This is a genomic window from Janthinobacterium violaceinigrum (assembly GCF_009208555.1).
Lineage (GTDB): Bacteria > Pseudomonadota > Gammaproteobacteria > Burkholderiales > Burkholderiaceae_D > Janthinobacterium > Janthinobacterium violaceinigrum.
The window spans coordinates 38,850-51,342 of record NZ_WFLI01000032.1 but is presented as its reverse complement, the minus strand read 5'-3'; the positions used below and the strand labels follow the sequence as shown (position 1 = coordinate 51,342).

General features: G+C 63.5%; 14 protein-coding genes and 1 riboswitch. Of the genes, 2 read left to right on the top strand and 12 right to left on the bottom strand.

Translation table 11 applies throughout. The annotated features are described in order from the left end of the window. Positions 1 to 98 precede the first annotated feature (98 nt). Positions 99 to 374 (top strand): hypothetical protein, encoded by a 276-nt coding sequence (locus GCN75_RS22250; protein ID WP_152284328.1) that lies wholly within the window; start codon positions 99 to 101, stop codon positions 372 to 374. Continuing rightward, the gene (locus tag GCN75_RS22245; RefSeq protein ID WP_152284327.1) at positions 371 to 892 is read left to right on the top strand and encodes a GNAT family N-acetyltransferase; all 522 of its coding nucleotides are present in this window, start codon (positions 371 to 373) and stop codon (positions 890 to 892) included. Before GCN75_RS22250 ends, GCN75_RS22245 begins: the two co-directional genes overlap by 4 nt. A 4-nt stretch (positions 893 to 896) precedes the next feature. Here GCN75_RS22245 and GCN75_RS22240 read toward each other — a convergent pair whose 3' ends face one another. From GCN75_RS22240 to GCN75_RS22185, 12 genes are all read right to left on the bottom strand, one after another. After that, positions 897 to 1,742 (bottom strand): hypothetical protein, encoded by an 846-nt coding sequence (locus GCN75_RS22240; protein ID WP_152284326.1) that lies wholly within the window; start codon positions 1,740 to 1,742, stop codon positions 897 to 899. A 199-nt stretch (positions 1,743 to 1,941) separates the two neighbouring features. After that, positions 1,942 to 3,048 (bottom strand): S-(hydroxymethyl)glutathione dehydrogenase/class III alcohol dehydrogenase, encoded by a 1,107-nt coding sequence (locus GCN75_RS22235; protein ID WP_152284325.1) that lies wholly within the window; start codon positions 3,046 to 3,048, stop codon positions 1,942 to 1,944. A 111-nt stretch (positions 3,049 to 3,159) separates the two neighbouring features. Continuing rightward, on the bottom strand, positions 3,160 to 3,792 hold the full coding sequence (locus GCN75_RS22230) for an ANTAR domain-containing response regulator (protein ID WP_152256208.1): 633 nt from the start codon (positions 3,790 to 3,792) through the stop codon (positions 3,160 to 3,162). A 67-nt stretch (positions 3,793 to 3,859) separates the two neighbouring features. Beyond that, positions 3,860 to 4,495: a thiamine phosphate synthase gene (gene thiE / locus GCN75_RS22225; protein ID WP_152284324.1), complete on the bottom strand. Its 636-nt coding sequence runs from the start codon at positions 4,493 to 4,495 to the stop codon at positions 3,860 to 3,862. A gap of 10 nt (positions 4,496 to 4,505) precedes the next feature. Next, a complete protein-coding gene (gene thiD / locus GCN75_RS22220) occupies positions 4,506 to 5,270 on the bottom strand; it encodes a bifunctional hydroxymethylpyrimidine kinase/phosphomethylpyrimidine kinase (protein ID WP_152284323.1) in 765 nt (254 codons plus the stop codon). Continuing rightward, the gene (locus GCN75_RS22215; protein ID WP_152284322.1) at positions 5,270 to 6,064 is read right to left on the bottom strand and encodes a thiazole synthase; all 795 of its coding nucleotides are present in this window, start codon (positions 6,062 to 6,064) and stop codon (positions 5,270 to 5,272) included. Before GCN75_RS22215 ends, thiD begins: the two co-directional genes overlap by 1 nt. 143 nt (positions 6,065 to 6,207) lie before the next feature. Beyond that, complete coding sequence (thiS, locus tag GCN75_RS22210; RefSeq protein WP_152284344.1) at positions 6,208 to 6,411, bottom strand: sulfur carrier protein ThiS; 204 nt, start codon at positions 6,409 to 6,411, stop codon at positions 6,208 to 6,210. Positions 6,412 to 6,431: 20 nt separating this feature from the next. Next, a complete protein-coding gene (gene thiC / locus GCN75_RS22205) occupies positions 6,432 to 8,345 on the bottom strand; it encodes a phosphomethylpyrimidine synthase ThiC (protein WP_152256204.1) in 1,914 nt (637 codons plus the stop codon). A 79-nt stretch (positions 8,346 to 8,424) separates the two neighbouring features. Then, positions 8,425 to 8,540, bottom strand: a riboswitch (TPP riboswitch). A 108-nt stretch (positions 8,541 to 8,648) separates the two neighbouring features. Continuing rightward, positions 8,649 to 8,903, bottom strand: a complete 255-nt coding sequence (locus tag GCN75_RS22200; RefSeq protein WP_077399591.1) for a hypothetical protein — start codon at positions 8,901 to 8,903, stop codon at positions 8,649 to 8,651. A 47-nt stretch (positions 8,904 to 8,950) separates the two neighbouring features. Then, a complete protein-coding gene (locus tag GCN75_RS22195) occupies positions 8,951 to 9,757 on the bottom strand; it encodes a response regulator (protein WP_152284321.1) in 807 nt (268 codons plus the stop codon). Positions 9,758 to 9,785: 28 nt separating this feature from the next. Continuing rightward, positions 9,786 to 11,690: a PAS domain-containing hybrid sensor histidine kinase/response regulator gene (locus GCN75_RS22190; RefSeq protein ID WP_152284320.1), complete on the bottom strand. Its 1,905-nt coding sequence runs from the start codon at positions 11,688 to 11,690 to the stop codon at positions 9,786 to 9,788. Positions 11,691 to 11,735: 45 nt separating this feature from the next. Continuing rightward, entirely contained in the window at positions 11,736 to 12,476 is a 741-nt protein-coding gene (locus tag GCN75_RS22185; RefSeq protein ID WP_152284319.1) for a Crp/Fnr family transcriptional regulator, read from the bottom strand. Positions 12,477 to 12,493 lie beyond the last annotated feature (17 nt).

Genomic DNA, 12,493 nt, shown 5'->3' with positions numbered 1-12,493 from the left:
GGCATGGCTAAAAATACTGTGCATTTGTCCAGCGGTCGCGCCAGTTTCGCCGTGCGCGCTACAATCGGCGTCACGCCATTACTGCAGAAATCGCCTCCATGACACCTCCCAGCCACATCGACGGCGCCCGCGTACTGGCGTGGGCCTGGTCCGACCTGCCTTTCGGCCACGTTGCCACGCAAGATGGCACGGCCCCGCTCGCCATCCACGGCCTGGCCCTGTGCCAGTATGCGGGCGAAGCGTCCGTCTACCGCTTCAGCTGCGATGCGCAGTGGGACACTGTGCAGGATGCGCTCCACGACAGCGTAGACGAAGCCAAGGCACATTTGCCGGCGCAATACCGCGCCGTGGCCGCCGTGTGGCACACGCCATGAGCTACGCCATCCGCGCAGCCAGCGGCGCCGACCTGCCCCTGCTGGCCCAGGTCGAACGCAGCGCCGCCGCCCTGTTTGCCCAGGCCGGCCCCGACCTGGCATGGCTGGCGCAGGGAGAACCCTTGCCATTGAACACCTTGCAAGCGCTGCAGCGGCAGGGCGGCGTGTGGATCGCTGCCGCCGGGCATGCGGCGCCGGTGGGTTTCCTGGCCACCGAAGCGCTCGACGGCCAGCTGTTTATCGTGGAATTGTCCGTCGCCCTGCCCCAGCAACGGCAGGGGCTGGGGGCGCGCCTGCTGGACGCGGCGGCGGACCACGGGAAAACGCTGGGCTGCGCCTCCCTGACGCTGAGCACGTATCGCCACCTGCCGTGGAACGCGCCCTACTATGCGCGCCACGGTTTCAGCGAAATCGGCGCCGCGGCGCTGGGCGCGGGCCATGCGCGCAAGCTGGCGCGCGAGACGCAGGACGGGCACGATCCGGCGCAGCGCTGCCTGATGCGCAAGCTGCTGGGCTGAGCGCTTAACGCACCAGCTTTGCCTTGCCTTCGCTCAGCGATTGCGCAATCGCCTGCCGCGTGGTCTTGTCGGCCGCCTTGGCTGCTTTCTCTTGCTGGCGGCCAAGGTCGCTCATTTGCTTGCCCAGCGTTTCCATGGGCTTGCTGCGCTGTTCCATCTGGCGCGAAATCGCTTCGGTCTGCTGGGCTTCGCTCTCGTGTATGGCGGCGATGCGGTCGTTGGCCTCTTCCATTTTTTCCTGGGCATCTTCCATCTGCTGCTGCAAGCGCTCCACATCGCGCTCGGCCGTACGGCGTGCCGCATCGCTCGTCGCCAGCGCCTGGCGGCGCGACGCCTCGCCCAGCTTGCGGCCCAGTTCCTGCTGCTGGCGGCCCAGGAGACGCAGCTCTTCCGATTCGCGCGTACCGACCTTGCCCTGGCGCGCGCCCATCTTGCTGCCCAATTCACCCATCGCCTTGCCATGCGCACTCATCTGCGTACCCAGGCCAGTCATCTGTTCGCCCAACAGCTGGGATGGCTTCCAGGCTTCGTTGATGCGTGCCAGCAACACGGGATCTTGCACCACATAACTCTTGCCCTGGTCGCGGAACCACAGGAATTGTCCCTTGATGGATTGCTTCAACTGCTTGATCTGCTGGTTGTCGACATCGCTGCCGCTCATGGTGACGCTGTCCTTGCGGCTATCGACGAGGGCATAGCCGTCGCTGCTTTCCACGGTAATACTGATCTGCTTGCTGGGCGCGGCAGGCGGGGCCGGCGGTGCGGGCGGCTGGGGCGGCTGCACGGCCAGCGCGCTGCCGCCAAGCAGGATGCCGGCCAGGCTGAGGATCAAACGGTGGGAAGTGGACATGGCTGCCTCGCGTAGATGGTTGGAGCATCCACTCTAGCCAGGCGCGGCGGGCGGCTCCAGCGCCGTGCGACAGGCTGCACAAATGCTGGCCTGGACGGCAGGCTTGCGCGACGGGCGGCAAAGCACGGGCAAAAAAAAACGGAGGCCGAAGCCTCCGCAAAAACGCCGTGGTACGGCGTATTTCAATCTGTACGGCAGATCAATACAGCACGACGGAACGGATCGACTCGCCGCTCTTCATCAAGTCGAAACCTTGATTGATATCATCGAGCTTCAAGCGGTGCGTGATCAAATCGTCGATATTGAGCTTGCCTTCCATATACCAGTCGACGATCTTCGGCACATCCGTGCGTCCGCGCGCGCCGCCGAAAGCGGAACCCTTCCACACGCGCCCCGTCACCAGCTGGAACGGACGGGTGGAAATTTCCTGGCCGGCCGCGGCCACGCCGATGATGATGGACTGGCCCCAGCCCTTGTGGCAGCACTCGAGCGACTGGCGCATGGTGGTGGTATTGCCGATGCATTCAAAGCTGTAGTCGGCGCCGCCGTCCGTCAGCTGCACGATGGTGTCCACAACGTTTTCCACCTCGTTGGCGTTGACGAAATGCGTCATGCCGAACTTGCGGGCAATTTCCTGGCGCGCGGGGTTGATGTCCACGCCGATGATTTTATCCGCGCCGACCATCTTCGCTGCCTGGATCACGTTCAGGCCGATGCCGCCCAGGCCGAACACGACCACGTTGGCGCCCGCTTCCACCTTGGCCGTGAACAGCACGGCGCCCACGCCCGTCGTCACGCCGCAACCGATGTAGCACACCTTGTCGAACGGCGCGTCTTCGCGGATTTTCGCCAGCGCGATTTCCGGCACGACGATGTAGTTCGAGAACGTGGACGTGCCCATGTAGTGGAAGATGGGCTTGCCGTCGATGGAGAAGCGCGACGTCGCGTCCGGCATCAGGCCGCGGCCCTGCGTGGAGCGGATCGACTGGCACAGGTTGGTCTTTTGCGACAGGCAGAACTTGCACTGGCGGCATTCGGGCGTGTACAGGGGGATGACGTGGTCATCCTTCTTCAGGCTTTTCACGCCCGGGCCCACGTCGACGACGATGCCGGCGCCTTCATGGCCCAGGATCGATGGGAAGATGCCTTCCGGATCGGCGCCCGACAGGGTGTAGTAATCGGTATGGCAAATGCCGGTGGCCTTGATCTCGACCAGTACCTCGCCCTCGCGCGGGCCGGCCAGGTCGACTTCTTCGATCGTCAGCGGGGCGCCCGCCTTCCATGCAATCGCTGCTTTGGTTTTCATGTGTGTCCTGTCAATAGTTGAACCGGGCGCGCGAACGCGCCGTATCCTCACATCATAACAAGCCAGGGCGAAAAGCAGGCGCCTGGGAGATGCCTATCCGGCTTCCCTGCCTTACTTGCTTTTTGCCCGGTTGAGGAAGGCACCGTGCAAGCCGTTCAGGGTTTCTTCGGCCAGCAGCAGCTGGCTGGCGATTTCATTGATCTTGCGGCGGCTGGAACGGGCATGGTCGCGCAGCACTTCGAAGGCCGTGTTGCGGTCCGTCTGGAATTTGCCCATCAGCAAGCCCACGGCCAGGCTCGTTTCGCGGCCCGCAGCCAGCGCGGCGTTCAGGTTCAGCTCGGTGCGGCGCAGCTGGCGGATCTCGTCGGCGCGCGCCAGGCCCGCTTCGAACGCGGGCATCAAACGGCCTTCGTCGACGGGTTTCACCACGTAGCCGACGGCGCCGTAGGCGGCCGCCTGCTTGCCCGATTCGCTGTCGCCGCTGCCGGACAGGAACATGAACGGCACGGCCGTTTCGCCGTGCAGGCGCTTGGCCAGTTCCAGGCCGGACATGCCCGGCATGTGGATGTCGAGCAAGGCCAGGTCCGGCTCGCGCTGGGCGATCAGCTGCAGCGCCACTTCGGCCGAATTGGCCAGGGCCGTCTCGTAACCGGCATGGCGCAGGACTTCGCCGAGGAATTCCAACAGGAGCTGGTCATCGTCAACGATCAGGATAAGGCGTTTCGCGGCGGCTGGCTGACTCATGGGTAAAGGGACCTCGGTAATGAATGATGCCCTTATTATATGCCGATTATTCGCGAAATCCGCCCCCTCACGCGTCCCCCGCCTGCGCAAACAGCAGATTGAATTGCTGCACTGCAATATCCACAGCATCCGCTTGGTGTCCGTTGCCAAATACGCTGCTGATGGCCGCCACCATGTCGGCGCCGCGCGCGACCAGCGGCGCCGCGTTCGCCGGCGTCATGCCGCCAATCACCACGCACGGTAAGCGGATCTCGCGCTTGGCTTGCAGCACGATATCGAGGGGCGTCGTCACCGGGTATTTTTTGACCAGCGAGGGATAGAAGCCGCCGAAGGCCACATAGCTGGCGCCGCCCGCCTCGGCTGTCCGGGCCAGGGCCATGTCGCCATAGCACGAGGCGCCCACGAGCTTGTCCGCGCCCAGGCGCGCGCGCACCTGCGCAACGGACGCATCCGTGCCACCCACGTGCACGCCATCCGCGTCCAGCTCTTCGCACAGCTCGAGAAAATCGTTGATGATGAAAGGCACGCCATATTTGCGGGCCAGGGCCAGCAAGGCGCCCGCCTGCTCGCGCCGCTGGTCCGCCTCGGCGCTCTTGTGGCGGTATTGCAGCAGGGCCACGCCTTCCTGCAAAGCTTGCTCGCTCACGTCGAGCAGGCGGTCGGTGTCATCCCAGTTCGGGGTAACGAGATACAGTCCACGCATGATGTTTTCCTTATTCATACAATCGTTGCGGCATCAATTGACCTGGCGCAATCGCATACGCGCCGGCCAGGGCCGCATGGCAATAACGTTGCGCCCGCTCCAGCGCTTGCGCCAGCGGCTGGTCCAGCGCCAGGCACGCCGCGATGGCGGACGCCAGAGTACAGCCGCTGCCGTGAAATTCGCCAGGCAGGCGCGGCCAGCGCCACGCACGCTCCCCGCCGGCACCGTCAATCCAGCGGTTGATCACGTCCCCGCCATCGCCATGGCCGCCCGTCACCAGCACGTGGCCACAGCCTTGCGCGCGCAGGTTTTCTGCGCCGCCCAAGGCTTGCGCTTCCGGCCCGTTCGGCACGATCACGGTCGTGACCGGCAGCAAGGGCGCCAGCGCCAGCACGGCATCGTCCCGGCTGAGCACATCGCCATGGCCGCTGGCCAGCACGGGATCGAGCACCAAGGGCAAGCTGGGGCGGGCCAGCCGCAATTGCGCGATCAGTTGCGCGATGACGGCCGCATTCGCGGCACTGCCGGGGATGCCGATTTTCACGGCATCGATGGCGATCTTGGCGATCAGCGCCTGCGCCTGTCTGCGCAGCAATTCCGGCGCCACAGGCTCGACAGCAAACACGCGGTCGTTGTCCTGCACCGTCAAGGCCGTGATCACGGGCAAGGCATGCGCGCCCTGCGCCGCTATGGCCACGATATCGGCGGCCAGGCCGGCGCCGCCCGAGGGATCCAGGCCCGCAAACACGAGCACGGTGGGGCGCCGCCGCGCCATCACGCCAGCCGGCCCGCCATCGGCGACGACGGCGAAGCGGCGAATTTACGGGGCATGCGCCCCGCCAGGAACGCTTCACGCCCGGCGCGCACGGCCAGCTTCATGGCGCGCGCCATGCGCACGGGATCGCGCGCGCCCGCAATGGCCGTATTCATCAGCACGCCATCGCAACCGAGCTCCATCGCGATGGCCGCGTCCGACGCCGTGCCCACGCCCGCATCGACGAGCACGGGCACTTTTGCCTGGTCGATGATCAAGGACAAATTCCACGGATTCAAGATGCCCATGCCCGAACCGATCAAGGACGCCAGCGGCATGACGGCCACGCAGCCGATGTCTTCCAGAATCTTCGCCTGGATGGGGTCGTCGCTGCAATAGACCATCACGTCAAAACCATCCTTGACCAGCGCCTCGGCCGCGACCAAGGTTTCCGGCATGTGCGGGAACAGGGTCTTTTCATCGCCCAGCACTTCCAGCTTCACCAGATTGCGCCCGCCCAAGAGTTCCCGCGCCAGTTGCAGGGTGTAGACGGCATCTTTCGCGTTGTAGCAGCCGGCCGTGTTCGGCAAGATCGTGTACTGGTCCGGCGGCACGACATCGAGCAGGCTGGGCGCATTCGGATCCTGTCCGATATTCACCCTGCGGATCGCCACCGTGATGATCTGCGCCTCGGCCGCGTCCGTCGCTTCGCGCGTCTGCGGCAAATCCTTGTACTTGCCGCTACCCACCAGCAGGCGCGATTGATACTGTTTTCCCGCGATGGTCAGCAGGTCGTTGTTTGTTGCGGTATTCATGTGCTTTTCCTTAAGTTTTTAGACGTCCAAAGAAAACCGTAGCGAGCGGCGATGATTTGTGGCCGAGACGCGCAACCGTGCTGAAGCACGGTGAGCATCGCAGGCCGCAAAGCGCGGCGCGCAGTAGGTTTACTTGGACGTTTTCAACCGCCGCCGATGGCGCGGACAATTTCCACCTGGTCCTGCGTCTGCAAAACCTGCTCCGGCCACGCCTTGCGCGGCACCACGTTGCGGTTGACGGCCAGCGCCAGCGCCTGGTTTTCCAGCGACAGCGCGGCGATCAGCTGGTCGAGTGTCTGTCCCGGCGGCACCTGGTGCGGCGCGCCGTTGAGCGTGATATTGATCAATGCCGTCATCACGCCCTCCTTCAGACCTTGCGGTACAGCTCGGCGCCATTCTTGATGAATTCGATGGCCTTGATTTCCATGCCCTGCTTGAGCGCCTTGTCTTCCGCGATGCCCATGCCGGCCGCGTATTCGCGCACTTCCTGCGTGATTTTCATCGAACAGAAATGGGGGCCGCACATGGAGCAGAAATGCGCCACCTTGGCCGAATCCTTGGGCAGGGTTTCATCGTGGAATTCGCGCGCCTTGTCCGGGTCCAGGCCGATGTTGAACTGGTCGTCCCAGCGGAATTCAAAGCGCGCTTTCGACAGGGCGTTGTCGCGGATTTGCGCGCCCGGATGGCCCTTGGCCAGGTCGGCCGCATGCGCCGCGATCTTGTACGTGATGATGCCGTCCTTCACGTCCGCCTTGTTGGGCAAGCCCAGGTGTTCCTTCGGCGTCACGTAGCACAGCATGGCCGTGCCATACCAGCCGATCATGGCCGCGCCGATGCCGGACGTGATGTGGTCGTAGCCGGGCGCGATATCGGTCGTCAGCGGTCCCAAGGTGTAGAACGGCGCTTCGCCGCACTGCTCCAGCTGCAAGTCCATGTTTTCCTTGATCAGCTGCATGGGCACATGGCCCGGGCCTTCGATCATCACTTGCACGTCGTGCTTCCAGGCGATTTGCGTCAGTTCGCCCAGGGTCTTCAGTTCGCCCAGCTGCGCCTCGTCGTTGGCGTCGTAGATGGAGCCGGGACGCAGGCCGTCGCCCAGCGAGAACGACACGTCATACGCCTTCATGATTTCGCAGATCTCTTCGAAATGCGTGTAGAGGAACGATTCCTGGTGGTGCGCCAGACACCATTTCGCCATGATGGAGCCGCCGCGCGACACGATGCCCGTCAGGCGCTTGGCCGTCATCGGCACATAGCGCAGCAGCACGCCCGCGTGGATGGTGAAGTAGTCGACGCCCTGCTCGGCCTGCTCGATCAGGGTGTCGCGGAAGATTTCCCAGGTTAAATCTTCGGCCTTGCCATTGACCTTTTCCAGCGCCTGGTAGATGGGCACGGTGCCGATGGGCACGGGGCTGTTGCGGATGATCCATTCGCGCGTTTCATGGATATGCTTGCCGGTAGACAAATCCATCACATTGTCGCCGCCCCAGCGGATGGCCCAGGTCATCTTTTCCACTTCCTCGCCGATGGAAGACGTCACGGCCGAATTACCGATATTCGCGTTGATTTTCACCAGGAAATTGCGGCCGATAATCATCGGTTCGACTTCCGGATGGTTGATGTTGGCGGGAATGATGGCGCGGCCGCGGGCGATTTCCTCGCGCACGAATTCGGGCGTGATTTCGGCAGGGATGCTGGCGCCGAACGACTGGCCCGGGTGCTGGCGGCCCATCAGCTCGGCCAGGCGCTCGCCCATGGGGCCGGAAGCCTTGAGTTCGCGCAAATACTCCTGGCGGCGCATGTTTTCGCGGATGGCGACGAATTCCATTTCCGGCGTGATGATGCCTTGGCGCGCGTAATGCATTTGCGTCACGTTCTTGCCGGCGATGGCGCGGCGCGGCTTGCGGTGCAAATTAAAGCGCAGCTCGGCCAGCTTGGGGTCCGCCAGGCGGGCGATGCCGTAGTCGGACGTGGGGCCGGCCAGTTCTTCCGTGTCGGCACGCTCGGCGATCCATGGCAGGCGCGGCGTATCGAGACCCGAGCGGATGTCGATCTGCACGTCCGGGTCTGTGTACGGGCCGGACGTATCGTAGACGTAAATGGGGGGATTCTTTTCGCCGCCGAACGACGCTTCCGTGTCGGACTGGCTGATCTCGCGCATGGGCACGCGGATGTCGGGACGGCTGCCTTGCACGTAGATCTTGCGCGAATTGGGCAGCGGCGCGATGGCGGCTTCGTCGACCGTGGCGGTGGCGGAGAGGAATTTCGGATTGGCGTTCATTTTGGCTCCTTGGCTAGACTATTTTTAAGCCTGGAGCCAGCTAAGGAGGTTCGGAATTGCGCACGCGGAAAAGCGGGGTGCAGTCATCCTAAAGCTTCCCTTCGCTGGCATTATCCAGATCAGGTTCGGAGGGTATTTCTCACCCGCGCTTGCACCGTGTTTCCACAGCGAAAGGCAGGACCCCTAGCGTTTGCCGCCTTGCGGCAGCGAGCCAATTATACGCGGTTCACGCCGCGTGGCCAGATGATTTCTTGCAGCTGTCGTCTTTGCGCATCTGCTGCAATGCAACAGATGCCATCGCGTTTATTTCTTCTTGCCCCAGCGCCAGCTGGTCGGTTCGCCCTTCAGCTGGCAGATGAAAATGAGCACGGCAACGATGGCCACTTCATAGACGATGTAGCCCACCAGCATGGTTTGCGGCGGAAACAGGAAGGCGCCGCAGGCAAACAGCGCCAGCGCGGCCAGGAACACCAGCCAGCCCTGCCAGGTGATGGGCAAGCCCCAGCCCCAGCCATAGGTCTTGGCGGGGAACCAGTAGGAGGGAGATTTGTCAGTCATGATTTTTCCTGGTCAATATCGATGCACCCAGTATAAATCATGCGAAATCAAACAGCGCGCAAGCGCTCCGTGACGTCGAGACCGATGCCCCGGTAGCCGATGAAGCGGCTGCCATTGTCGAACATCGGTTCACCGCTGACCTGCAGATACTGCGTGCTGCCGTCCAGGTTGGCGCGACTGTAGATGAAGTCGAGGAAGGGTTCGCGCGCGGCAATCTTGGCGTCGAGCAGCGCGCGTTCGGTGGCGTTCCAACGCTGCGGCTCTTCCTCGCTGCCGATGCCCAGCATCTCGGCCACGGGGCCGGAAAAGCGCGTCAGATTGCCCTGCGCATCCTGTTCCCAGTACCAGTCCGACGACAGTTCCGTGAAGCGCTGGAAACGCGCTTCGCTTTCGCGCAACTCCGCCGTGCGCTCTTCCACCATCTGTTCCAGCGACTTGTTGTACTCGGCCAGCTTGCGGTACAGCAATCGCACTTCCAGCATATTGTGGATGCGCGTTTTGACTTCCACCAGGTCGAAGGGCTTGCTGACGAAATCCTTGGCGCCCGCCTGCAGCGCGCGCAGCTTGTGGCCGGGCTGGGCCGTGATCACCAGCACTGGCAGGTAGCTGCCCGCCTCGATGTCGCGCAAGCCTTCCATCACCTCGAAGCCATCCATTTCCGGCATCTGCAAGTCGAGCAGGATCAGGTCGTAGCGGTGCTCCTGGTGCAGGGCGCGCACGGCTTGCGGGTCCATGGTGGACGTGATGCGCGTATAGCCGGCATTGCGCAGCACCTGCTCGAGCAGCATGACATTGGCCTCCTGGTCATCGACGATGAGGATGCTGGCGTTCAGGATCTCGGTGGCTTGAAGCATGGCGGTATTCCTAAAATTGAGTGCTGAATTAGCGTACTGCATGATTGTCGTCGGCCAGGCCGTGCGCGGCCGCATGGTGCAGGGCCACGTCGAGCGCATCCATGAATTCGACGACCTTGATGGGCTTGGTCAGATAGCGGAAGAAGCCCGCCTCCAGGCCTTTCTCGATGTCGCGCGGCACGGCGTTGGCCGACAGGGCCATCACGGGAATGTGGCGGGTCAGCGGATCGTCGTGCAGGATATGCAGGGCGCCGTAGCCGCTGATGCCGGGCAGGTTGATATCCATCAAGATCACGTCCGGTTGATACGTGCGCGCCAGGTCGATGCCCAGGTGCGCATCGATGGCCGTCAGCAGTTTCAGGTCGCTGCGGCGGGCGATCAATTGCTCCACCAGCGCCAGGTTGGCGGGATTGTCTTCCACGTACAGCAGGGTACGCTGGCTTTCCTGCGGCTCTTGCACCTGCGGCAAGGCATTGCCCTCGCCCAGCACCAGCGACGGTGCATTGCTGGCGGCCAGCTCGAACCAGAAGGTCGTGCCCACGCCCACCGTGCTGTCGACGCCAATGGCGCCGCCCATCAGTTCGACCAGCTGCTTGGTGACGACGAGGCCGATACCGGTGCCCTCTTCCGTGCTGTTTCCCTGTCCCAGGCGGTTGAAAGGCTGGAACAATTGACTCATCTGTTCGGCATTCAGGCCGGCGCCGCTGTCGCGCACGCTGACCCGCACCCTGTCGCCGTGCCGGCTGCATTCGACGGTGACGGTGCCGCCGCCCTGGTTGTACTTGATGGCGTTCGACAGCAGGTTGACCATCACCTGCTTCACGCGCGTGCGGTCCGCATGCACATAGAAGGCCTGGCCGCAGCGGGGAAACTGCATGGAGATGCCCCGCTTTTCCGCCTGCGGCGCGATCATCGCCTGGCAATCCTGCAGCACGTCGAGCAGGGACATCGCTTCCTGCGACAGGGTCACCTTGCCCGATTCGATCATGGCCAGGTCGAGGATTTCATTAATCAAACGCAAGAGATACCAGCCGCCCTTGAGGATCTGCTCGATCGAGCGCTGTTGCGGCGGGCTGGGCGGCGGCACGTCGGACGCCATCAGCTGGGCAAAGCCCAGCACGGCATTGAGCGGCGTACGCAATTCATGGCTCATGCTCGACAGGAATTCGGACTTGGCGCGGTTGGCCTTTTCCGCCACCTGGCGCGCCTTTTTCAGCTCGGCATTGTTGGTCTCGACAAGCGAGCGCGTGTACGCCTGCTGCTCCTGCAGGCGCTGGTCCAGCAGCGCCTGTTCCGCCTCGACCTGCTTGCGCGCCGTGTTGTCCGTGCCGATCAGCAGGTAGCCGATGACCTTGTTCTGCGCGTCGCGCAAGGCCGTCACGGAGACGATGGCGGGGAAGCGGCTGCCATCCTTGCGGATGTAGGTCAATTCGTAGATGTCTTCGATGCCGCGCGTGGCCTTGAACACGAGCGCTTCCACGCCGGGCGTGATGACGGTGTCGAGCTCGGCGCTGAGGGCGGCCGCACGCGCGATGATTTCTTGCGCGTCAGAAATTCCCGCCGGCGTCAGCTTGTCGACCACGTCGCTGGCTTCATAGCCGAGCATGCGTTCGGCGCCCACATTGAAAATCTGGATCACGCCCTGTGCATCGGTGGCGATGCACGAGAAATTGGCGCTGTTGAAAATCGCATCCTGCAAGGCGCCCGCCTTGAGCAGCTGGCGCGGCAGGCTGGCCGCCACCGTGCGCCGGTACAGCGCCACCAGCAGCATCAGCAGCAAAAATACCAGCGCGTCGATGACGCACGCCGTTTCAAACGGCGCGCGCCAGGCCAGCAAGCCCACGGCCAGCAGCACGATGGCGCTGAACGAAAACGCCAGCGCCATGGGCCAGCGCGACGGCGCGCGGGAGGGATTTTTTTCGACAGATTGCATGAGCTAGCCTGGGCGGTAAGGACGGAATAGGGGAAGGTGCAGTGTTCAGGACGTTTGGCGCTGGCGCACGTCCGACAGCAGGCGCGCGAATTCCTTTTTGACCACGCCATAGCATTCGCACACATGGCCTTCGAGGCCCGCGCGGTCCAGCACGGAGATATGGCCGCGCCGGTAGCTGATGAAGCCGCGCTGCTGCAAGCGCCCGGCCGCTTCCGTCACGCCTTCGCGGCGCACGCCCAGCATATTGGCGATCAGTTCCTGCGTCATGGTCAGTTCGCGGTTCGGCAAACGGTCCATGGTCAGCAGCAGCCAGCGGCACAGCTGCTGCTCCACCGTATGGTGGCGGTTGCACACGGCCGTCTGCGACATTTGCGTGATCAGCGCTTGCGTATAGCGCAGCAGCAAACGCATGACGGGACCGGCGCGGTCGAATTCCTCCATCAGCAGGTGCGCCTTCAGGCGGTAGCCGACGCCGCCCGTCTGCACGACGGCACGGCTGGGAGTCGAATTGCCGCCCATAAACAGCGACACGCCCACCACGCCTTCATTGCCCACGCCGGCGATCTCGGACGAGCCGCCGTTTTCCAGCAGGTAGTGCAGGGAAACGATGGCCGTGGTGGGGAAATACACATGCTGCAGCTTGTCGCCCGAATCGTAGATCACGTCGCCGAGCAGCATGGAGACTTGCTCCAGATGGGGGGCCAGGCGCGCGAAATCGGCGTCGAGCATGGCGGCGAGCAAATGGTTTTGATTCGGGTTGTGCAGCTGGGCATGCGGACTCGACATGGGCAGGATTCCTGGTT